The 22,604-nt window shown below is 64.8% G+C and carries 12 protein-coding genes; 1 reads left to right on the top strand and 11 read right to left on the bottom strand.

Going from position 1 to position 22,604, the window contains the following annotated elements; genetic code table 11:
- Window positions 1–96: 96 nt before the first annotated feature.
- The 11 genes from HB634_RS00060 to HB634_RS00010 all read right to left on the bottom strand — a co-directional run bounded on the left by HB634_RS00060 (window position 97) and on the right by HB634_RS00010 (window position 21,993).
- Window positions 97–12,159: a filamentous haemagglutinin family protein gene (locus HB634_RS00060; protein ID WP_213946892.1), complete on the bottom strand. Its 12,063-nt coding sequence runs from the start codon at window positions 12,157–12,159 to the stop codon at window positions 97–99.
- Entirely contained in the window at window positions 12,156–12,533 is a 378-nt protein-coding gene (locus HB634_RS00055) for a hypothetical protein (RefSeq protein ID WP_213946891.1), read from the bottom strand. Before HB634_RS00055 ends, HB634_RS00060 begins: the two co-directional genes overlap by 4 nt.
- Before the next feature lie 201 nt (window positions 12,534–12,734).
- Entirely contained in the window at window positions 12,735–13,358 is a 624-nt protein-coding gene (locus HB634_RS00050; RefSeq protein ID WP_213946890.1) for a hypothetical protein, read from the bottom strand.
- A 9-nt stretch (window positions 13,359–13,367) separates the two neighbouring features.
- Window positions 13,368–15,074: a putative porin gene (locus tag HB634_RS00045; protein WP_213946889.1), complete on the bottom strand. Its 1,707-nt coding sequence runs from the start codon at window positions 15,072–15,074 to the stop codon at window positions 13,368–13,370.
- A 56-nt stretch (window positions 15,075–15,130) separates the two neighbouring features.
- A complete protein-coding gene (locus HB634_RS00040; RefSeq protein WP_213946888.1) occupies window positions 15,131–15,811 on the bottom strand; it encodes an energy transducer TonB in 681 nt (226 codons plus the stop codon).
- Window positions 15,812–15,815: 4 nt separating this feature from the next.
- The gene (locus tag HB634_RS00035; protein ID WP_063571809.1) at window positions 15,816–16,223 is read right to left on the bottom strand and encodes a biopolymer transporter ExbD; all 408 of its coding nucleotides are present in this window, start codon (window positions 16,221–16,223) and stop codon (window positions 15,816–15,818) included.
- Between the two features lie 10 nt (window positions 16,224–16,233).
- Window positions 16,234–18,009 (bottom strand): MotA/TolQ/ExbB proton channel family protein, encoded by a 1,776-nt coding sequence (locus HB634_RS00030; RefSeq protein ID WP_213946887.1) that lies wholly within the window; start codon window positions 18,007–18,009, stop codon window positions 16,234–16,236.
- Window positions 18,010–18,045: 36 nt separating this feature from the next.
- The gene (locus HB634_RS00025) at window positions 18,046–19,659 is read right to left on the bottom strand and encodes a ShlB/FhaC/HecB family hemolysin secretion/activation protein (RefSeq protein WP_197478268.1); all 1,614 of its coding nucleotides are present in this window, start codon (window positions 19,657–19,659) and stop codon (window positions 18,046–18,048) included.
- Between the two features lie 111 nt (window positions 19,660–19,770).
- Window positions 19,771–20,739 (bottom strand): DUF4880 domain-containing protein, encoded by a 969-nt coding sequence (locus tag HB634_RS00020; protein WP_255548333.1) that lies wholly within the window; start codon window positions 20,737–20,739, stop codon window positions 19,771–19,773.
- Window positions 20,740–20,744: 5 nt separating this feature from the next.
- The gene (locus tag HB634_RS00015) at window positions 20,745–21,281 is read right to left on the bottom strand and encodes an RNA polymerase sigma factor (RefSeq protein ID WP_231873907.1); all 537 of its coding nucleotides are present in this window, start codon (window positions 21,279–21,281) and stop codon (window positions 20,745–20,747) included.
- A 1-nt stretch (window position 21,282) separates the two neighbouring features.
- Entirely contained in the window at window positions 21,283–21,993 is a 711-nt protein-coding gene (locus HB634_RS00010) for an STN domain-containing protein (protein ID WP_213946885.1), read from the bottom strand.
- A gap of 187 nt (window positions 21,994–22,180) precedes the next feature.
- Here HB634_RS00010 and HB634_RS00005 point away from each other — a divergent pair, with 187 nt between their 5' ends.
- A complete protein-coding gene (locus tag HB634_RS00005; protein ID WP_213946884.1) occupies window positions 22,181–22,540 on the top strand; it encodes a hypothetical protein in 360 nt (119 codons plus the stop codon).
- Window positions 22,541–22,604 lie beyond the last annotated feature (64 nt).

The raw sequence follows: 22,604 nt of genomic DNA, 5'->3' as shown, positions 1-22,604 counted from the left end.
GGGATGTCCCTGCATATGCCAGGACCGTGACAGCTTTAACGCACGGTTGGCATTATCACGTTAATGACAAATCACATGACAACGAAAGGCACGGCATCACTGCATGAGGCGAGCACGCTCCGTGGGCGTCAGTCCATCACCCGCCACGCCTGCGCGACGCACCACCTGCACCGGACTTGCACTGTCATAGCCCGAACCATGCGTGCCGCTATCGATGCTTGCGCTGGGGTCGCCTCCGATCACCTGCACCGAGATGATCGACGGCTGGCGATCGCGCGCGTCTGACTGTTGCTGGCGTGCAACGTCCTCGGCAGCCTTCGTTGCCGCAGTCGCTGCAGAACTCGCCGCGTTGAGTGCACCGACATTTACCGCCTGCACGACAGGCAAGCCGACGGAATCACCCTTGACCTGTACGTTATCGGCATTGGCAACGTGCGCCGCCGCGACGACGAGATTGCCGGACACCCGTATGCCTGCATCACCAGCATCCACCGTGCCCCGCGGGGCCATGAGGTACACCGATCCTTCTGGCGCATCCGGAATCGTCTGTAGCGTGGCGATGCCCGCACCGCTTACCTGCCCCGCCGCATCCTGCGAACACCAGGCGTCCAGCGTGCACTCGTAACGAACCGGCGGGATCTCGCTGTTGGTCTTCGCCCCCTTGCCCGCATTGATGTCGCCGTTGGAGCTCCAGATGGTGACGTCACCGCCCTGCTCGGTGAAGATACGGCTCTGCGCAAGTAACGTGCTGGTGTCGGTGAAGATCGATACGTCGCCCTTCTGAAGCGTCAGGATGCCTTGGGTATTCGGGCCCGCAAGCACGCCGCCGCGCGTGTCGACGATGACAGGCGGAGCGGAAACACTTCCCAGCAGCGCCTCACCGCCGGGAGCAAGAATGGAAACATCGCCTCCCCGCTGGGTCTGGATCGTGCTGCCGCGGATATCCAGGTCACCCATGTGGACGAGCTGTTGGGCGCCATTGCTGCCGCCATCGAGTCCGTTGGCGGTATAACCCAGCAAGGCGGGGAACAGAGTGTTCAGGGCTGCATACCCGCGGACATACTGGTTGGCGTACGGGCTCGAAGCATCGCTGTAGTCCTTGCCCACCTGTGCCAGCACGCCGAACAGCGTCTGCTGTACGAAGATCGCCTTCGCGTCATCCGGCAAGGCCTGGAACCTCGCCCACGCCTGCTCGACGGTATAGGTCGGCACGTGCCGATCGGCAAGAAGCCCCGTATCCACGGCCTGACCAGCGTCATAGTTCTCGACGAACGTCACCAGGCCAGCGGAGCCATCGTCGAGGCCGGGCGGCTTGACGGCGGACGGGTCGATGTAGCGCGCAATGAAGGCCGCGTCGTCGACACCTGGCGCGACACCGTACGATGCCATGATCGACGCGCCCTGACCCGCAAGGTTGGTGTTGTAGATGTTGCCGACCGAGTCGATACCGGTGTAATTGCCGCCACCCGGGGCCAGAAGCGTGCTGTACTGAACCCTCGTGTTGCCATAGAACTCCGTCTGCGATGCGAGACGGCCGAGATTGCGCCCGGCTTCGACGGAAAGGTAACCAGGCCCGGCCTGGGCGATGACGGCCAGGATGCCACGAGGCAGGTCAACCGGAGGAATGGCGCCCAATGGCGTATCGATAATATCCCGACCTGCCTTGATGACCGAGATATCGTTGCCATGCAGCTGCTGGCCAACGTAAGCGAGGTCCACGATGTCACGGCCCGCCTCGATATGCGACACCTTGTCGGGCATGAGGAACACCGCGCCCGCTCCACCGCCCGTACCATTGACGATATCGCCGTCCAGCGCGAAAACGCGCACGGGGTCGATATCGGCAGCATGCCAGGGATCGGCAGCATGGAAGAGAACCGCATCTTGCGGGTTGGTGGAAATCTGCTGCGCAAGGTATCCGCCGGTGGGTGCGTCGGTCCCGGGCGAGACATTGGGATCGATCGGGAGAAGGTTCAACGGCGACACCATGGAACTCAACGGTGCATCGATCATGCCCCAGGCGTAGCGCGTTGCCAGCCCGAGCCCCGTGAGGGCGAAATTCACGTCGCCCTGCGCCAACAGGGTCAGGTCGCCGTTGTCCGACGGGAAGAGTTCTCCGCTGGTCAGCAAGCGCAGGTCGCCGTGAGCGGCCGTGAAGTTGACGGATGCCGGGAGGATATCGCCGCCCGTATCGGAGGAGATGCTGGTCTGCGCGCGTACACCGGGCACGAACAGCGACATCGGCGAGGCGAGGTCGGCATAGACGACATCGCCCGCGAACGATGTCACGTCGACGCTCGAGGTCGTCGAATAGTTCTGTCCATCGAGATGACCTGTCGGCGCAAGGGCCATCACGCTGCTGCTGTTGAGCAACGATGGATCGAAAATGCCGCCAAGCCTCACCGACCCGCCAGCCTGCACCGACACCTGGCTGTCCTGCATGGCGATGAGTGTGGAAACGGGCATGGTCGCCGACGTGCCGCCGATCGGCGTCGCATAACCCACCGAGAAATCGCTACCGATCTGGCCGCTGGCCTGGATGCTGCCCTGCCCTCGCGCTACGAAGTAGCTGCCGCTGAGGATGTCGCCACCGGCCTTGACGTCGAGATCGCCACCACCGAAGGTCTGCAGGCTACGTGTACCAGCTGCATCGGTGTTGATCATCCAGGTGGTGGGCAGCGATACCGAGAGATCGCGAATATCGCCACCGGCCTGCACGCTCACGTTACCACCAACACTCATCACGCCCTGGTCGAAACCGCCGAAGTTGATCGACGAACGCGTGTCGGTGTTGCCTGTCTGCATCCACGGCCACCAGTACTGTGCCGTGCGCGTTCCTGCCGTACCCGTCAGGTCGCCGGTCGTGTCGACGGTGTTCTGGATACCGTCGATGTCGCCGCCCGCGCGCAAGCTCAGGTGACCCGCATCGTCGGGGTTGACCTCGGCGGTGACGACGAGCTCCGGCGTCGCCGACTGCTCCAGGCCGATGTTCAGCGAAGGACGGAGTATCGACACGCCATCATCCGCCGTGGTGCCTTGCGCGGGTGCGCCTGCCGTATAGACGGCGGCTGGAGCGCGATCATCCGTCCAGCGGATGTCGCCCGCTGCAGCGATTTCGATGTCTCCTGTTCCCGTGCGCACAACGGTGGGTGCGGCAAGCACGCGATTCGTCTGAGGGTCGCTGTAGTCGGTGTGCCCACCCAACAGTACCGCGCCAAGGGCGCCCTGCAGCGTGGCGCCGGGATCGCTCGACGTAAAATCCGCACCTGCCGTGAGCCGATAGCTGGAACTGTTGCCGCCGGTCAGGGTGGCGCTGAGAATCGGCAGGGGATTGGTCGCAGTCGCACGCGGCGACGGGCTGTTGTCGAGCGGGGCCGCCGTGGGAGTGATGAGGTCGAGCGTCGTCGGTGGTCCATCCAGGGTGGCGAAGTCGTTCGGCACCGAAAAAGTATCCGGAAAGTCGGTTGATCGTGCCGAGGTAAGTAGATAGCTCTTGTACGCGTTCAGATAAGACGGAAATTCGCCCAGCGTTTGCGGCGTCGGCAGTTTCGCGGGCGCTTCCACCGTCGGGTCGACGAGACCGAAACCGACGCCGAAAGCGATGATCGTGGCCGGGCTGATGTCGTTACCGACCGAGCTGAACTCATCGATCTTCGCCGTCAGGTACTTCGCATATTCCACGTACTGGCCGTAGTACTCCTTCACCGCTTCCGAATCACCGTCGGCAAACTCGGCCGGCTTCGAGAAGACACCATCGATCTGGTCAGCACCATTGCCCTGGCTGACGATCGTGTCGTACCACGTCTCCGCTTCCGCCTGGTCGGATTCCGGCGGTGCACCACCCACGCCACCCGCGCTGCCCTGCTGGTAGAAGCCATCGGTAATGCTCGCCCGGATGTCGAGGTCGCCCCCGGCGCGCAGGCTCAGCGCCGGCGCCTGATCGCCGTAACGATACGCAAGGTGAAGCGTGCCGTCGGCGTCGCTGGTGCCTGCACCTAGGTTCCAGTTGGTCAGCACGGCGATATCGCCGCCATTCCAGTCGGCATTGTCATTGCGCAACTCAACGCCAGGCCGTACGACCAGCCCGGGCACCGCGCTCTTCAATCGGGATTCGAAGCTAAGACCCGGATTCTCGATGAAGCTCATCAACGAGCCGGCACCCTGCGCTTCGTCGCCGTTGACATAGCCGTAGAACGTGGCATGCGCCTGATTGGGGTCGGTGGGCGTGAAGCGGTAACGGGCCAGGTAGTCGGCCACCTGTGCCGCGTTGGTGGGATCCGGCCCGGCAATCGGATTGCCTGCGTCGTCGGAGAACGTCCCGGAAACCAGCGTCGGAACGCCCGTCACCGGATCGGCCGCGTACCAGCCTGCGGCGTCAACCAGACCGTCGAAGTGCTTACCTGCATCGGCTACGGGATCCGCCGGCGTATCGCGCGTGTCCCACACCGCATAGGCTTCGACCGTGGGATTGCGGCTGTGTGAGAGATCCACCGCCGTTGCGATGTCGATGGGTACGTCGCCGTCACTGAGCAAGGGTGCTCGCAGGTACAGCTTGCCATCGGCATCTGTGCCGTCCTGTACGATCCTCGCACCGCTGCCGATGCGGATATGACCCGCGTCGGTGCGCTGCACTTCCTCGTACCCGAAGGTTGCGTTCAGCTGCCCATCGCTAGTGCCACCGGTGCCGATGAAGATGTCACCGCCGTCCTTCCCGGCAGCGGATGCACTGGTGTTCAGGCCACCGTCGATATCGACACCGCGCGCACCGGTCAGGTTGATCGTGCCGCCGAACGTTCCCGACGCGTCGATATCGCCGGCGACATTCACATCGCCGCCGTCCGCGGTGAGCTTCACCACATGGGCGCGCAGTGTCTGGCCGCCGCCGATCGAAAGGTCGCCGCTACGCGTATGCACGGAGATCGACCCGTCCATGCCACCTGCGTCTGCCACCGAGGCCAACGAACCGAGGTCCACCGCATTCGCCGTATCGACCGAGAGCGTACCTCCCAGGTATCCATCCGCGGCGTGGCCGATGAAAGAGCCGCCCAGCATGGCGCTCCCCTTCGACGCGACAACATCCAGCTCACCGGCGCTGCCAGAGCTCTTGCCGCCGTCAGGACCGCTAACGTCGATCAAGGAGCCGGCGGACGTCACGACATTGCCTTCGTCAGCCTGCAAGGTCACCTCGCCACCCGGCACAGGCACGGTCGTATCGATGAAGGGTAACGTGACGCCGGCGACGTCGATGATCGCGTGGTTACCGAGGTGGACATCGCCCTGCGTGGCATGCAGCGAGACATTTCCGCCCGGCGCCACGATAGCCGTGCCGACATCGAGGCTTCCCGCCTGAAGCGCGAGTTTGCCGCCGGTGTTATCGCTTGAGGCAGGTGCCGGGCCGTTCGTGGACAGATGCATGGCACCCGTCGTCTCCACGCGATTGTCCGCGCCGATCGGGGCAACGACACCTGGTGTGGCGACGTCGACGTTGGCGCCCCCCAGATCGATCGTGCCGACACCCGAAGCGTAGACCCCTGACCCGGCAGTCGCGGTGAACTGTCCAAGCCCGCTGAATACCGTGGTACCCGAGCCCAGATGCAGCTCGTTTGCGTCGACCTCCAGCTGGCCGGTGCCAACCGACCATGTCGGCGATGCAGCGCCAGTATCGTTCTCAATGGTAAGCGAACCCGCAGCGAGCGAAGCGTTTCCGCCGTCGCTCTGGATCGACGGGGCGCTCAGCGTCAGCGCATTCGACACGGATAGCGAGGCGTCGCCGATCAGGTCGATCGCCTGGCGACCACGCAAGGTGGTTTCGTCGCTGTTGGCGAACTGCGCGAGGATACGCGGTCCGATAAGCAGGCTACCAGCCTGGTCCTGCACCGTAGGATCGCTGCCGGTCAGGCCGATACGTCCAGCCGTCACATCGATCTCGTGTGCGCCAAGGGTGGCATCGGGCGCGAGCGAGGTCAGCCCCGTCGCATCCATGCTGATGGAGTTCGCAGCACTGATCACGGCACCCGCGCCGATGGCGAGATTGCCGCCCGGCGTGCCGGCAGGACCGTCAAGGCCCGTGATGTTCGTGCGCACGATGGGCGCGGCATCGAGCCCGGACACACGCAACAGGGCGCCGTCGCCACTGACCGCTGGCGTCGTACCGCTGGCCGCCTCGCCGATGAGCAAAGATGGAGACGCGACATCGTCGGTGGCCGTGGCACGCAGCACGCTGCCGTTGTCGAGCACTACACCGCCCTGGCCACTGGCGACAAGGACGATCTCACTACCCTGCAACGGGTGCGCTGCGTCGTTCGAAAGCAGTACATCGCTCGCCAGCACATCGATCCTGTCGCCGGCGTCGGTGCTTTCGCGTTTGCCACCGATCAAGAGGCTGCCTGCAGCCAGGGTCGTAAGCTCATCGGCAGAGACGTGCAGATACCCATCGCGCGCGGTTTCGCCGGCACCCAGTATCTGGATAGCTTCGCCGGCAATGTCCACCTGTGAGCCACGGCCTCCCTTCGCCGGAGCGGCATCCAGTGTCGCCCCCAGGGTCAGTGCTGCCGTGGCAGCAATGCTCAACCGACCGGCATCGGCGCCCAGACGGGGAACGACGTCACCATTCGCGTTGGCCTTGTCGGTGAAGAATGTCGATGCCGAGGTCAGCGAATACTCCGAGTACTGACCCCACGTATCCGCGGACTGCACGACGAACGAACTCGACCGTGCATCCCGCGCGCCAGTCAGCGTATCGGTGAAGTAACCCGTCACGAGGTGGCTGCCATCGGGCGCCGTGGTGGATGCACCTGGCACCGGGTCTTTTACGCCCGTGTTCTGCACGACGCGATAGGCTCCGGGTAGCGTCGCATAGCGGGCAGGCAGCAGCGTGTAGACGCCATCGGGGAGCCCCGGCACACCGGAAAGGTACACCGCCTGACCGACGCCAGGCGCCGCACCGGCCCCTGATTCGAGCGCGGCGTCGTGTGCGGCGAGCGGCGACTGGACGCCGGGGATGATCGCGTAGATCGGGCGGTCGTCTGCGTATTGCGACTTCTGCACGCCTGCCTGCGAATTCGTATAGTCGGTATAGGTCTGCGCCAACACGTCGCGCGATCCGCCCGTACCCGGAATCCATTCCACGGCCTGGAGGTCGCCGCCGCCGGAAAGGTCCACGGTCGCCCCCGTATCCATGGACACCGAACCACCTGCGATCGACACCGATTTCTCGGGCGGACGATCGACCAGTGGCTGTGCCGACGTGGCGTTTTCGTAGTGCCAGTCCTTCCCGTCCTCGGTGGTGCCGTAGGGCACGATCGCATTGTCCAGCGATACCGAGGTGACGCTCCCGGAAGCGAGATGCACGTCCCGCGTCGACGCGACCGGCAGCGCACTGCCCAGTCCGAGAGCCGTCTTCATGTCCGAAGGATCGTCGGTGCCCAGGACGATCGATCCCGAGGGCACCCAGAGCGTGCCGTCCTGCTCGATGTGATCGGCAGCCACGGCGAGCGTGCCACCGGCACTCAGCGGCGTCGAATCGTCCGCAGCGACTGCCTGGTGAAACGTGACCGTGGTCTCGGAGGACGGACTGGCTGCGTCGATCAGGAACGCGTAGTGCGTCATCGGATAAAGGCGGCTGGCCGTGAACTCCAGGTTGCCCGTGCTGTAGAGCCATCCGGTCTGATTGATGCCGGCGTCGTTCGTCGGCAGGGTGAAGCGGATATCACCTCTCGCATCGAACGATGCCTGGCCGAAGCCGGCCAGATTGACGCGTCCGCCGAGATCGATGACGTCGGCGTTGACCTCGAGCGTTCCGTCAGACGGGGTGGTTTGAGAGGGCGCCGCAGGAACCGCCGCCGCGATGCCTGAGCCCAGGATCGACACATATGGCGCATGGAGATCGACCTGGCCAGCATGGCCGTCCTGGGCATCGCCGGGAGTACGCGCATCGGAAGCCATCGCGGACAGGCCGATCGTCTGCAGTTGGATGCTCCTGCCTGTGCGCAGGGAAACGTCACCGGCAAAAGCCACCGTCATCGCCTGCAGCTGCGTGGTGTCGCCGCCGGCAATCGGAAGGCCAAGATAGAGATCGTCGACGCCGGACCCATCGAGACGGTCGACGGCGAATCGCAGGTCACCGCCATCCAGTTCGTCCAGGCTGGTGGACGAGAACGGATCGCTACCTTCCGGCAGGCGCCACCCGTCCTGAGTGAGCACGAGCAGCCCCTTGCTGAGGCTACCCTGTTGAGCACCCACCCGAGCCGAGATGGCTACCTGGCCGCCCCGGGCCTGTGCCGCACCACCATGGGCGTCGAGACTCCCGTCGAAATACAGGCCCGCGTTTGCCTGAATGTCCAGGGTTCCGGCATCGCTCCACACCGGGGTTGCCAGATACGTCGCCTGTTCGATGCCCGTGCGGCGACCTTCCGTCGGCAGGTCGTACGTATCGCTTGCGCCGGAAAGGAGTATCCGGGAACCGCGCTCCGCGACCACGTCATGGTCCGCATACAACTGCACCGTGCCGCCCGCGAGAACCACGCCGTCTGCACGAAGTACGTTATCGGTACCGTCGCCAGGAAGCGCGCCGGCCGCAGGATCCCGCAGGGATACACCGCTGGCGTCGAGCACGCTGGCGGCACCCAGCCAGACACTGCGATTGGGCGCATCGGGTTTCGCTGCCGCAGGCTCGAGGTCGTGTAACGCGATCGTTCCGCCATGAGCGACCAGCGCACCGTCTACCACCACGTTGCCTGTCGCGTTGAGCGCAATCGTGTCGCCCGCATCCACCTCGATATGCGCGCCTTCACCCACCGTCACGCTACCGGTGATGCCAGGCAGGTCTGGGCCCCGCCAGTTGCGATAGTCGCCTGCCTCGATGGTCAGGCCGTCGTTCGCCTCCCGATGCGCATACCGCACATACGGATCGAGAACGCCCACGGACGCCACATCGCCCTGCCCGTCTGCACCCAGCAGGTGGGCGCGACTGCTTATATCGAGCAGTGCCGTCTGGTCGGCAAGCATCGCGCGCGACCTCACCATGATCTGCGCGCCCGGCATCACGGTAGCATCCGTGTCGGCAATCACGTCGTATTGCGAGAAGCCCAGCGAAGAAAACATGGCGGGGTCGAGGTAAAGCGACGCGGTGTCGGATCCGGACGATTCCTCGCCACCGATCTGCACCTGCGGCGCGTGCAATGTAAGTGTTCCACCGCCCGAGAAGCCCTCGGCGATAAGCGTGGCGCCGAGCGCGATCGCACCTCCCGACAGGTCACTGGGCTGAACGCCCAGCGAGTTGTAGTTGAACCCCGGGCCGTCCACATGGGTCTGAATGGTGACGTCGCCACCGCGCCCGCGCGGCACGTCGCCGTCCATCGACAACAGGTCGTCGGTCCCGACATAGCCACCGCCGGAGACATCGATCACGGCGCCATGGGCCAGCAAGATATCCGGCGTGGTGTCGGGCGCATTGCCGCCACCGCTCGTCAAACCGGTCAGCGAGACGCTGCCTCCGTTTATCCAGTGGTCTCCCTGCAACTCATCGGCCGTGCGGCCGGCATCGTTCACCCAAAGGCCGCTCGCGTCCAACCGGGCCCGCTCGCCCATGGCGATCGACGAGGACACGTCGCTCAGGTGGTCGCCGTTGGTGTTGCGCGAAGACAGATCGATCGTGCCACCGTGGGCGACGATCGATCCCTCGACGTCGACGTTTGTCGCGGTGATATCCACTTCGCCACCGTCGGCAACATGAAGGTCGGCACCGTCTTTGACCAACACCGTGCCCGCCGTGGTCAGGCGAACCTTGCGAAGGCCTGCGTTGTCGATCATGGCGGTCGAGAGGCTGTGCCACCACAATGGATTGTTCGGGTCCGTCGGATCGCCCCCGGGGGTTGGCCACGGATCCTTGGCACTGAAGTCAGGCGCATAGCTTTCGAGCGGAATGCGATCCGTCTGAATCACGAAGTTGACTGCTCTACCCGGATTGTTGTCGGTCGCCTGGAAAAACGGGATGTCGACGATGTCGATATCGAGCGTGCCGCCCAGCGGCTCGGTCCCGCTGCGCACCTGCTCGCGGCCGGCATAAGCGTGCGCGCTCACCTCACCATCCAGGATAACGTCGTCGACCAGGGTCACATTTCCGCTCTGGCCGAACGACAGCGTGCCGGCGTTACCACCACTGATGAAGCCAGGATCCCACCGGCCCATATTCGCCAATAGCGGGTTCGTATAGGTTTCGGTCACGCCCCAGCGGGCGTGGTTCTGGCTGAAGACGCCAGCAAAGCCGGTGTAGTCGACGCTCGGGTCCGCCGAGGCGATGTCATAGACCAGGCCGTTCGCCGCCTGAAGACGCGGGGTGGTGATGTACCCGGGCAGGTAGTTTAGGAAGCCGCCTTCGAGGCGCAGCTGGGCGCCAGTGCGAACAATTCCGCCGAGCTGGAACGCAATACTGCCGCCGTTGATCATCAACTGGTCGACGGTACGCGGCACGTTGTTCACGTAGCCCGCTGCGTTGAGCACGGGGCTGCCCACCCAGTCGAGGCCATCGCTGCGCGTTCCCGACTGCGTGCTGTCCACCGCCACGTTCTTTGCCGAGAACAGGAAGCTGTTGCGCAACAAGGGCGAGTTGGCAAGCTCGTTAAGACCAATGCGCGGAATGATCACGAGCAGCGACGACATGGGCAAGGTAACGTTCGCCAGCCCCGAGACGTCGATCGTGGCGCCGCTGTCCACGTACGCCTCCCGGTGGAACGTGACGGTCCCGGCCGGGACCTCGACCAGTGCCCCGGGATTCAACACGGCCTTCATGTTGAAGTCCACGCTGCTCGTGACGAAAGCCGCGTCGGCATCGGGCGTGGACGTGGTGGTTTCACCGTCCTTTTCGGGAAGGATTGTGGTGACCGAGCCCTGGCCCAGCGTCACCACCGTCGACACGTTGTGTGCATTTCCCAGATCGAAACTGATACTGCCCGGGTGGCTCAGGCTCGTGGACGACACCAGCACGCCACCCTGGTGCAGGTCTTCGCCGAGCCACTGGATCCCGCCCTGGCGCGCCTGGAGAAGACCTGTGTTCTCAATCGATCCGTTGAAGTCCGTCGACGTGACAGGAGCGACCGCGCTCAAACCACCACCAGACGCCTTCGTGGCAATACTGAGACCCTGTACCGCCGCGAGGATCACCTGGCCGTTATCGGCGACGATTTCGCCCGCCTGACTGATGGCCGGAGCGGCTACGAGGGCGAAGCCATCCGCGGAGGCGGTGATGGACGCGCCCTGCTCCACCTTGATCGCACCACGTTGCGCACCCGGCTTGGCCGCGTCTCCGTTATCGGTGAGGGAAATGACCGAAGCGCTACCGTTGCCCAGGATATTCTCCGGGTCCGCCCCGCTACCGACACCGTACTTCAGGAAGAACGCGTTGCTCTTGGTCACGTCATGGGTGAACAGATCCAGCGAACTGGCGATCAACGAATGTGTATCGACCTGCGCCCCGCCGCCGAAAATCATGCCATTGCGGTTGAGCAGGTACACCGTACCTTCCGCCTTGATCTGGCCAAGAATCGTGCTCGGATTGCCGGAAGGATCGTTGATCCGGTTCAGCGCGATCCACTGGTTGCTGCCGTCCGTCCGGGTGCCACCGGTCTGGTCGAAGTGAACCGTCGTATTCCGGCCGACATTGAACGACTCCCAGGTCAGGATCGCTTTGGCGGCATTCTGCTTGATCTCGACGTCGGTATGCCCGTTAGCCACCGACTGCGTGGGCGCGTTGGCGTTCTGCCAGAGCGTCGGATCGCTGAGGACGTTGCGATCGACCTTCAGGCCACCCGCGGCGATGCCATCGGGCACGTTCGATGCCAGCTGCTGCGCGGCCTTCTGGGCGCTGCTCTGCGCCGCCATCTGCGCCGCAACGGCCTGTGCGGCGGCGTCCAGGTTGGCGATGGACTGTTGCACGCGCTGCTGCAACATCACGTTGCCGGGCGTGAATACGTTGCCGCCGTTATTGCCTGCGGCACTGCCCGGGGTGGGTGTCGTCGACTGCGCGGCACCGGCCTGCTTCGCGGCCAGCCAGGCCTGGCTGAAAGGCGGCGGCGTCGCGGCGTGGGCCGTGCCACCGAACAGCGCCATGGCGATGAAGTGGCACATGGCATTGCGGCGGAAAGTCGGGCGCGGCTTGTTCATGAGAAATCACCAGTCATCGATGCCACTTCATCGTTAAGTTCGGGTAGTGCGGCGAGCTCCCTGAGCTCGTCATCGCAGAGTTCACGCAGCACCGCGCGGATCGCCAGCCGGCGTCCGTCATGCAGCCACGTGTTGAGCACGCTGGCGATCGCGCGGATCGTCGGCAGCGTCGTGTCTTCCTGTGTCGCCTTGCGGTATTTCAGCCGGTCGTCGACCGCATAGCGCACGCGACCGCCGAGGAACGCCGTCGATTCGCCGAGCAGCTGCTCCAGCGTTTCCCGCGAGCAACGGTCGATGAGGACCTCGGCCGCCTTGTTCTGCCTCGCCGTATACAACTGGCGCAGCATCTCGGCGAGCGCATGCAGGCAGCTCATACCGCCCGCCCGTGCGTCCACTTCGGCTCTTGCGCGTGAAGCACGCGGCTTCGGTGCGCGGTATTCGGGCAAACATGGCGAATCATGGTCGGGATACATCGCGTGCCTCGCTGACCTGCTTCATGAAAGAGAGACGTCCCTGTCCGTTGCGATGTCCGATGCATTCCTTTGCGCCCCACCGCCGGGCTGACGGGTCCTGGTTCATTGCGTGGCGGAAACCTGGCCGGCACGGGGATCGAAGCGCTGTTCGTAGAGCTTGTCGCCGAACGACTGCGCGGCGTTTTCGAGCTTCACCCGCGACTTCGCCGCGAACGGCTGGCGGGAGCTGACGATGTCCGTTGTGTCGATGTTCTCGTAGGCGGCGATCACTTCCTTGCCCACTTGGTACATCTGGACGTTGCGCGCGGTGCAGGCGTCCACCTGCGAATGCGACAGCTCCAGTTCCTTGGCCAGGCGTGAGCGCTCGGCTTCCGCCGTGCGCAAGGCCACGCTGGCCGATTCGGCATCGGACTTGCTCCGCTGCAGACTCGCTTCGGCGGCCTCGCGTCGCTGGCGTTCGGCGGCCAGTTCACGCGTGCTTTCCGGCGACACTGCGGGGACCGCCTTGGTCGCATGCGCCGCTGCAGCTTCCTGCTTCGCGGCGTCGCGCTCCTTTTCCAGCGCCGCCTTCTCGGCAGCCCAGGTGGATTGCTGGGCCTGGAGCTCCTGCAACTGCGTGCGCGTTTCCCGCAGCTGGTCGCGCATGCGGCTTTCCAGGCTGGCGGTTTGTGCCTGTGCCGCGGGGAACACGGCAAGCAGGACCAGCGCGATGAGGGTGCGTTTCATATCGCCTCCTTAGAACCGGGCATTCATTTCAAGCTGGAACACGTCGATCGAGAGCGGCGGGCCGAACACTTCCTTGGCGTTGAAGTAGCGCAGGCTCAGCCACGCGTACTTGGAAATGCCGTAGCTGCCGCCGAGGATGAAGCCCTTGGCATTGGTGCCACCCAGGTGGAAGTCGGTATCGGTCAGGCCGTCGAGCGTGGCGTCCGGCTGCAGGTACTTGTAAGCAAGGCTCACGTTCCAGTCGCCGGCCGCATGCGGGTTCACGTCACCCAGGGTGGCGCGAAGCATCCAGCCCACCGGGCCGCTCTTGTACGTCGCCTCGGTGATATCGCCCGCGCCGAAGTTGTTGACCAGGCGATTCAGCCCGACATCGGGACGGAACGCGTCTGCACGGTGGTAAGCCATGTTGCGGATGTAGTCGGCCTCGATGCGCAGCGGCGTGTCGGCCACCTTGGTGTCGAACTGGGCGTTGGCATCGGCGACGTGATAGTCGTAGACCAGACCGACGAACTGCGGCTGCGCGTAGTTGGTCGGCGAGTTCGGATCCGGCACGATGTCGCGGATCAGGAACAGCGAGTTGCCCTTCTGCATGAACGCCGAGCGGCTCGTGTCGGTATCGCAGGCAGCGACGCCCAGGTAGATCGAGCACGGCGAGGACAGCTGGCCTTGCATGTGGTCGAAGCGGTAGTACGCCAGGGCGGCCTTGAGCTGGGTGTCTTCGTTGAACTTCCAGGTAGCGCCGAGCTGTGCGCCGGTCATCCACTTGTCGCGGCTGGACTCCTTGACGCCCTGCTGCGACGGGAAGTCGTCCGCCTGGTATTCGATCGGGAACATGCCGACGTTGGCGAAGGTGCTGAGCTGGTCGGTCATCGGCACATTGAACTTGCCGACGATGCCGTCGAAGTTCAGGTCGTTCGAGTAGACCAGGTCCGTGCTCATGAACGGGTTCGCCATGCGGCCGCCGATGACCTGCGCCCACTCGGTCGGCTTCCAGGCCAGCCAGGCCTGGTCGAGCCACACGTCCTTCTTGGCAAAGCCACCGCCGAGGGTCTGCGTGGTCGAGACCGGGTTGTTGTCGTTGCCCGAGCCGAGACGGATCCCCGCGGTGACACCCTCACCCATATCCACGTTCACGCCCAGGCGCGCGCGGATGCGCAGCGAGTTCGTCCGGTTTTCCAGCGTATTGAGCAGCGGCGGCGGGTTGTTGCCGTTGAGGTCGTACGGACCGGTCTTGTTGAGCTGCGCGAAGTCCACGACCGGCGAGGCATTGCCCTTGTCGTAGTAGTGGAACTCGTCACGCACGCGCATGTCGCCCGTCCAGCTGATCCGGTCGAGCCATTCGGGCAGCTTGCCCGGCTCGGCCCAATGCTCGGTCTTGGCCTGTGCGACCACTTCCTGGCGCAGCTCATCCTTGATCTGGTTGCGCACCACTTCCGGCACGTAGGTAACGCGCACCTGGCCCGGCGTGGTCGGCGCCGCGTTGGCGGTGCCGGCGAGCTTCTGTGCCTGGGCGGCTTCGGCGTTGGCCTGGGCGATAAGGCCATCCGCATCCGACTGGGTGAGCACGCCGCGCTTCACCAGCAGGCGCACGAGGTTGATCGTGGCGTTGTCCGACGCGGCACTCTGCGCCTGGGCAGCGCCCGCGCAGAGCGACAGCCCGATGGCGAGGGCCAGCATGGCTCGCGCGGGTCGATGGCGGGCCTTTCCGATGGTCATGCGAACTCTCCGGGGTTCCAAAGCGTGTGTTTCAAAGGGGGTTGGCGTGGCGGGCGTCATACGGGGCGCTTCCCGCGGATGGACACGCGCACGGGGAAGTGCAGCGAGGCGGGCGGCACCACGTCGATGCGCGGCATCGCGCGCAAGGCCTCGAGCAAGGCTTCGTCGGTCTTTGCGTTACCGCTGCCGCCGACCAGTTCGGCGCGGGCGAGCTTGCCGTCGGCATCCAGCCATACGTCGGCGCGCACATCGAAGGCCAGGCGGTTGACCCGGTCGTCGCGCTGCACGGCCTGCTGGATCGCATAGCCGAGGTACTGGCTGTAGCTGCCGGTACCCGTGCCGTTGCCGCCACCGGAACCGACCATGCCGCCGCCATCGCCGGCGCCGATATTGAAGTTGTCGCTACCAGCCTGCGCATCGCCGTTGATCGTGACGTTCTTGGCCACGTCGTTACTCGGCTTCGGCGCGTCGGTCGGCTTCTGCGGGATGTCCTGCGGCTTGTCGATCGGCTTGATGTCGTCCTCGACCTTCTTCGGCTCCGGCGGCTTTTCCTTCGGCGGCGGAGGCGGTGGCGGGAGGGGTGTGATCGTGGCGATGCGTGGCGCCTCGCGACGCACGCCCACGCTGCTACCAGCGAAATGCCAGATCAGCACCCCCAGCAGTACAAGCACGGCGACACCGACCGCCGGACCGAGCCAGCGACGAGGTGTTCTTCGGCGGGAAGTAGACAAGGTCACGCGATCATCCCTTCGGCGACTTGCCGGTGACCAGGCCGACCTGCGGCAGGTCCACGCGACGCAACAGATCCAGGATGTCCATCACCTTCTGGTACTGGACCGTGGAATCGCCCTTCACCACCACCGGAAAATCCGGGTTGATCGCCTTCAGCGAGCGAAGACGTTCTTCGAGTTCGCCGATCGTCACCGGATAGGCGTCGAGGAAGATCTGTCCCGATTCCGAGATCGTGATCGCCTTGGTCTGCGGCTTGGCCATGCTTACCGCGGCGCTGGCCTTGGGCAGGTTCACCTTGATGCCCTGCACCGACGCGGTGGTCATGATGATGAAGATCACGAGCAACACGTACGCCAGGTCGAGCATGGGCGTGATGTTGATGTCGTCGTACGGTTTGTCTTCGTCTTGCGCGCGCATGATCCGTTCCTCAGGCCGCGACGGCCGACGGGTGGGTGGCGCGCTGCTGTTCCGCCAGGCGAGTCACGAACTCGTCGACGAACACCTGCATGTTCGCGGTGACGTTCTTGTTGCGGATCAACAGGTAGTTGTAGCCAAACAGCGCGGGGATCGCGACGAACAGGCCGGCGACGGTCGCCAGCAGCGCAGCGGCGATACCGGGTGCGATGGCGTTGACGTTCACATCGCCCGCCGCGGCGATCGCCGCGAAGGTGATCATGACGCCGACCACGGTGCCGAGCAGGCCGAGGAAGGGACCGCCGGAGATGGCGATGGTCAACAGCACCATCGACTTCGACAGCTTCTGGTTCTCGCGCACGAGCACCGAATCCATGGTGGCGCGGATCGCTTCGATGGATTCAGCCGCGATATGGTCGTGACCGTCCGCGTCGCGGCGATTCCACACTTCGCCGGCGCCGACCTTATACAGGCGGTACAGCGACGCGTCTTCCAGGCGGGAAGCGGTGGGATCGCGCGACAGCGCGAGAATGTTGCGACCCTGCTGGCGGAAGGCCTCGAGGAAGTCCTCGTTGGCGTTCGTTACGCGGTTGACGTACGACGCACGCTGCCACATCACCACCCACGACAGCACGGCCATGATCATCAGGATACCGATGATCGACCAGGCGTCGGCGGTGACCGACTTGACGATGATGCCGAAGTACCCGAAGCCCACGCCCGACTGCTTCTCGTCGGCGCCGTAGTTCAGCAGCTTGGATTCCGCTCCCTGGGTCTGCGCGTCCACCGCGATCAGCGTGGACGGGCGGGCAATGCGCGACAGGCGCACCTCGTCCATCTGGCCGGTGAACGGTACGAAGGTTTCCGTCTGGCCCGGGGCGTCACCACCAAGCGTCGCCTGGCTGGTCATCGCAGGCAGCTTCGCGGCAAGCTTGGCGTACGGCTTGCCATCGACATACAGCTCGATGTCGTCGCCCGCGGCCGTGACGGCCAGGTGCGTCCAGGCGCCGGCCTTGATCGGCTCACCGGCGGCGCTGGTGGCGTCGCCCGTCTGCACGAAGGGCACGCCATGGTCGAGACCGATCAGGAGCTTCTGGTCACCCTGGCGGCGGGCGTAGACCAGCGCGCGACCATCGGCGATGGCGTCCAGCTTGATCCAGGTGCTGATGGTGAAGGTGCCGCCCTCGGCGACGTTCATCGACACGCTGCCCGGCAGCGTCACGATCTTCGAGCCATCGAAGCGCGCGGCCTTGCCGATGATGCCGTCGACGCCCGCGATGTCGTTACCGACGGCGTTGTTGCCGTAGGCCGTGGCATCGTGCGGCGGCGTGCCGGCGGGCTCTTCGAAGTGATAGACGGCGGCGTAGTCGGCGTCGAATACCGCACCAGCCTTCTCGGCACCCTGCGCCTTGGTGTTGCCGTAGTACATCCACACCTGCTGCTGCGCGTCCGCGGCCACCTGCGGCACGTCCACCCAGATCAGCGCCACGCCCAGCACCGGATCGAAGCTTTCGATCTGGAAGTTCAGCGGCGTCTTGTCGTCAGCGGCGACGAAGCGGATATCCGCGCCCGACTCGGACACACCGTCGAAGGTGAAGTTGCCCGAGTGCAGGCGAACCAGTAGCGGCGTACGGCCGACCGCCGTGCTGACATGACCACCCTTGGCCGTCGTGTCGATGGTGATCGCCTTGCGGAAGGAGAAGTCCTGGTTCCACCACGAGGTGTCGGCGTGCGCCGCAGGCACCCAGCCGAGGATGAGCAAGCAGGTCAGTAACAAGATTCGAGTCACGGTGATACCCCTGGAGTCTATGGTCCGACCTGCCGGTCAGAGATCCGCTTTGAGTGAGAAATGGATGCGAGTGTCGTGCGCACGCGTGGCCTGCCCGTTGTTGAACGGATAGGCCACCTCGAACGCACCGGTAGCGATGTTGAAGATCTGGAAACGGGTACCGACGCCGACGCTGGAAAGGTCGTAGCTCGTCACGCGCGTGCTGCCTGCGGCGGGATTGGCCGGATCGACAAGCTGCGGTAAGGCGTTCATCAGCGCGAGGTGCGCAGCGTCGGCAAAGGCGTGGAAGCGCCAGTCGTTCACCCAGCCACCGATGTGCTGGGCGATGGACGGTGTACGGAATTCGATCGAGCCGATCACGCCATGGTCGGCAGTCTCTTCGGCTTCGAGGTAGCCACGCACCGTGCTGTCGCCACCGGCCGCGTACTGTTCGCTGGAGACCAGCGACGAGGTCGACAACTGCAAGCCGAGGCGTCCCGCGAGGCTGAAGCCATCCTCGAAGTTGAGCGTGTGGCCACCATCGAACTTCATGTAGAAGAAGTTCTGCCGCGCCTTGTAGCGCTGGTTGTCGAACTCGGCCGAGTCGCTGCCACCGGCCCGGAAGCCGAACGTGCCACTGATACCGATGCTGCTCGCCGAGCGTTCGCCGACGGACTGGCCCTGGTAGCTCGCGACCAGCGGGATATAGGTGATCGGTGCTTTCGAGGTCTGTCCACCCAGACTGATGTTCTGATCGAAGTGCTTGCGCGTCAGGCCCAGGGACAGCGACTGCGAGTACTCACCGTGGGTCGGGAGCGTGCGCACAAAGGTGAACCCGAAGGCGTTACCCTTGCCCAGTACCGTGGTACCACCGACGGCGTTGGCATTGCTGTTGGACTTGTAAGCGGAGGTCAGCACGCTCCAGTCGGTGCTCAACGGAATAAGATACGAACCCGCCCAGACCTCCGCGGCGTTGCGATCCTGGGGCGCGACGATATAGGTCAGCGACGCGGACTGTCCCTTCTGGAACAGGTTGTCGTCGCGCACGCTGGCCACGGTGCGCAGTTCGGGCGTGTTGACGCTATGGTCGTTGTTGACCTCGAGGCTGGCATGCAGCGGCGAGCTGTCCGTGACCTTGAGCGTCACGTCCATCGTCTGCGGCAGCTTGCCCGGCGCGAGCACCGGCACGACTTGGGCACCACCGCGCTTGTTCACGTCGGTGAGCTGCTGCTGGGCATCGGCGAAGTTCGGTACATCGCCTTCGCGCAGGGCCGGCACCGCATCGCGGATATCCTTGGGGGAACGGTACGTGGCGCCTTCCACACGCACGCGCCCCACGGTGTTCTCGGTGACCTGGAATCGCACCACGCCGCCCTTCACCTGCTGCGGCGGCAGGTCCACCACCACGGACTGGTAGCCGTGCGCCTGGTAGAGCTTCTGCAGTGCATCCCGCGCCGCGCTCACGTCGTTCATCGATTTGCCGGGACCGAGGAACGGATAGACCGCCGTTTCGATATCCAGCGCCTGCAGTGTCGTGTTGCCGTCGACGACGTATTCGTTCACGTCGAACGCGGTCGGCGCGTCCTGCGCCATGGCGGCACCTGTCAACGACAGCGAAATCGCCAGCGCCAGCGCGTGTGCGCCTCGCACCCATACTGCTCGTGTAGCCACGCGGAGCTTCCCCTGATGTTCCATCTGCCCTAAGGACGCGTGGGCAGTGGTGGCACTGAACCGTTGTCACGAAAAATTCATGAGGCCGACGGTGCCGACCCCGTGCGACAGTCAGCTCAACAACACCCAACCACCCGGAAGATGGGTGGCGTGCGCGCCATAGGCGTCTTCGATCAGCGTGGCCACGTCGGCCATCTGGTCCAGGGTGAAACGCGCATGCACGCGGCGCTCGCCGAGCGCGTGGTCGGTAATGACGATGCGGCCGGGGCGATAGCGATTGATGTCGGTGACGACGTCGGCAAGGGGTTGGTTGTCGTAGATCAGTACGCGGTGCCTCCATGCGAGCGCGGTATCCGGATTGACGGCAACCGCAGCGCCAAGGCCGTCGGCATCGAAGGCCAGCTGCTGCGAGGGTTTGACCAGGGTCTTCGTCGCGGCACGCGCCAGCACCGCCTGCCCTTCCAGGCAGGTCACCGTGGACACGCCGTCCACGCAGCGCACAGCGAACGAGGCGCCCGGACCCGAAAGGACGCGCGCATCCTCCAGTTCAACGACGAAGGGTGCGGTGTGCAACGAGTCGATACGGACCACGGCCTCGCCCGAACGCAGGCGGACGCCGGTGATGGCGTTACCCGACGAACGCACGCCGATATCCGTGGCGGTGTTCATTTCCAGGGCAACGCCCTGCGTCACGTCCACGTGCCGCTGTTCGCCGATCGCCGTGCGCAGGGTGGCGCCGGTGCCGCGTTGGCCACCCATGTCGAATCCATACCGGGCGACGACCACCGCGGCGACAGAGGCCGTGATAGCGGTGCCGAGGAAGGCGCGACGACTCATTCGTATCGCGTGCTTCGGTACCGGGCGTCCGCCCCTTGGGATCGATTGCTGACGCCGCGCGATGGCCGGACCGAGGTCCTGCCACATCTGCCGCGTCCGTGCGAAGGCCTCCGCATGCTGTTCGCTCGCCAGGCACCAGCGACGGAAGGCTTCGCCGTCCTCGCGGGTGGCCTTACCCGAGGTCAGATGCACCAGCCACGCCTGGGCCTCGCGTTCGCTCTCGTGGATGTGAGTCGTGTCCATACCGGTCAAGACGCATCTCCGGCACCGGGACCGAACCGCTGTACCGATTTTCTTCCCACTTTTGCGGCACAGGTCTCAAGTGCCTTCTTCAGTTCCTTGCCGACCATGCGCACGGAGATGCCGTAGCGCGCGGCGATTTCTACCTGGGGCAACTCGTCGATACGTGCCGCGATGAGGATCTCGCGCTGGCGACGGGTGAGCATATCCAGGGCCAGGCCCAGCGCCGCGATGTCCTGCTGCGAAGACAATACGGTGGGCGGGTCGAGGTGATCGTCAACGCCTTGTATCAGGTCGTCGACCTCTTCGCCGGTGAGCAGTCGGCCCGACGAACGGTGGTGGTCCGCGGCCATGTTCAAAGCCATGCGGAACAGATAACCGGTGGGGTGCGTGGCGCGCTCGGCCTCGGGATCGAGCCGTTCCACCCGCAGGTAGGTCTCCTGCAGTACGTCGTCGACGAGATCGTCCGAGCGCAGGCGACGGCGCAGCCGGCGACGGAAGTCTTCGTAGTTGGCGAGGAACAGCCCCAGCATCGAGGTATCCACGTCAGCCCTCCCCTGCGCGCGAGCCGGTGCAGCGATAGGCGCCAGGAGCCGACGGCGTTAGCAGAACTGTCACAGGGCTGAAACGGGATGTCGACGGAGGCAAACGCAGACCGCGCAGCGCAGCGACCACGCGTGCGTCACGATGCGGATCGTCCGACGGTGCCAGCGCGGACACCTCGGTGATGGCACCCGCCCCATCGATCCACACTTGCATGGCGAGGCGAAAACTACCTGGCCGTGTCGTCGCGTGTGCGCAGAGCGCGGCTTCGATGCCGACCTGGATCACCGCGGCGCCACGCTCGTCAAGCGAAGGCGTGGCGTCGCGCACCTCCGTTTCAGGAGGCAGGGACGCCTCGGCGGCTGTCGTTGGATCGGCTGTGACGGTGAATGCGTTCATCGAGGCGAAATGGGCGCTGAGGCCCGTTCCCACGAGCAAAACACGCAACGCGTCGCGTGGGTCGGCCACGCCGTGGATACCGGGCGACGAACGTTCCGCGACGAGCGAATCGTCGAAGAGGACAGCAATGCCCGTCGCTTCGCTGTAACCGCGAAGAGCGGTCGCAAGCGGCTGTGCGTCGATGTCGAAGCGCGTTGGCGCATGCGTTTCTTCCGACCCCTGTGATGCCTCCGCCGGGGTCCGCACCTGCGCCGCGAGATGCGGCGATGCGAGCAGGATGGTGCACGCGACCAGCGCGAAAACGCAGCGTGTCACGGTCATTCCTTCGCGCATGGGCGTACGGGACGGGGACTTGTCTCGTGGGAAGGCTAGGCGCGGCAAATGACACAACCGCGCTGTTTTCGTGACAAAGTTAGTGACAACACCATGACAACAGCCGCGCCACTTCCGCAGGGCTTGCTGCGCGTGTTATCCAGCGCAGTGACGACTCAGGGAATGATGTATGCGTATTCGGCAACTCGTGTTCGTATTCACCGCCGCAGCAACGTCTGGCGCGTTTGCGCAGGAAACGAAGGGCGTCGTGACCCTGCCCGGCGTGCATGCGTCGGCGACCCCGGGATGCGTCGATCATGAGGAGGGGAACGCGACGCTCTCCTACGCCTGCCTCAACCACATGGTCGCGACCGCTGTGACGCCGGTACCGATGCCCGGCGACGCGGACATCACCAGGCGCCCCTCGAACACCCTCGGCCTGTACAACGCGAACGGCCTCAGCCACCGCATGGGCCCGAACCTCGGCATCTCGGTCCAGCCCTACCGTCCCAAGCTCACCTACCCCACCCCGCTGGCGACAAAGCCCTAGCCGTTGTGGGAGCCGATTCATCGGCGATCCCGCGGCAGCGGGCCAGGTTACAGCGAGCACCCCT

This window comes from Luteibacter sp. dw_328 (assembly GCF_018449605.1).
Lineage (GTDB): Bacteria > Pseudomonadota > Gammaproteobacteria > Xanthomonadales > Rhodanobacteraceae > Luteibacter.
This window is presented reverse-complemented; position numbering and strand designations above follow the sequence as displayed.

Bases quoted from the DNA above. Each gene is read 5' to 3' on its own strand.
- HB634_RS00060 (WP_213946892.1), bottom strand. From the start codon at position 12,159: ATGAACAAGCCGCGCCCGACTTTCCGCCGCAATGCCATGTGCCACTTC.
- HB634_RS00055 (WP_213946891.1), bottom strand. From the start codon at position 12,533: ATGAGCTGCCTGCATGCGCTCGCCGAGATGCTGCGCCAGTTGTATACG.
- HB634_RS00050 (WP_213946890.1), bottom strand. From the start codon at position 13,358: ATGAAACGCACCCTCATCGCGCTGGTCCTGCTTGCCGTGTTCCCCGCG.
- HB634_RS00045 (WP_213946889.1), bottom strand. From the start codon at position 15,074: ATGACCATCGGAAAGGCCCGCCATCGACCCGCGCGAGCCATGCTGGCC.
- HB634_RS00035 (WP_063571809.1), bottom strand. From the start codon at position 16,223: ATGCGCGCGCAAGACGAAGACAAACCGTACGACGACATCAACATCACG.
- HB634_RS00020 (WP_255548333.1), bottom strand. From the start codon at position 20,739: ATGGACACGACTCACATCCACGAGAGCGAACGCGAGGCCCAGGCGTGG.
- HB634_RS00005 (WP_213946884.1), top strand. From the start codon at position 22,181: ATGCGTATTCGGCAACTCGTGTTCGTATTCACCGCCGCAGCAACGTCT.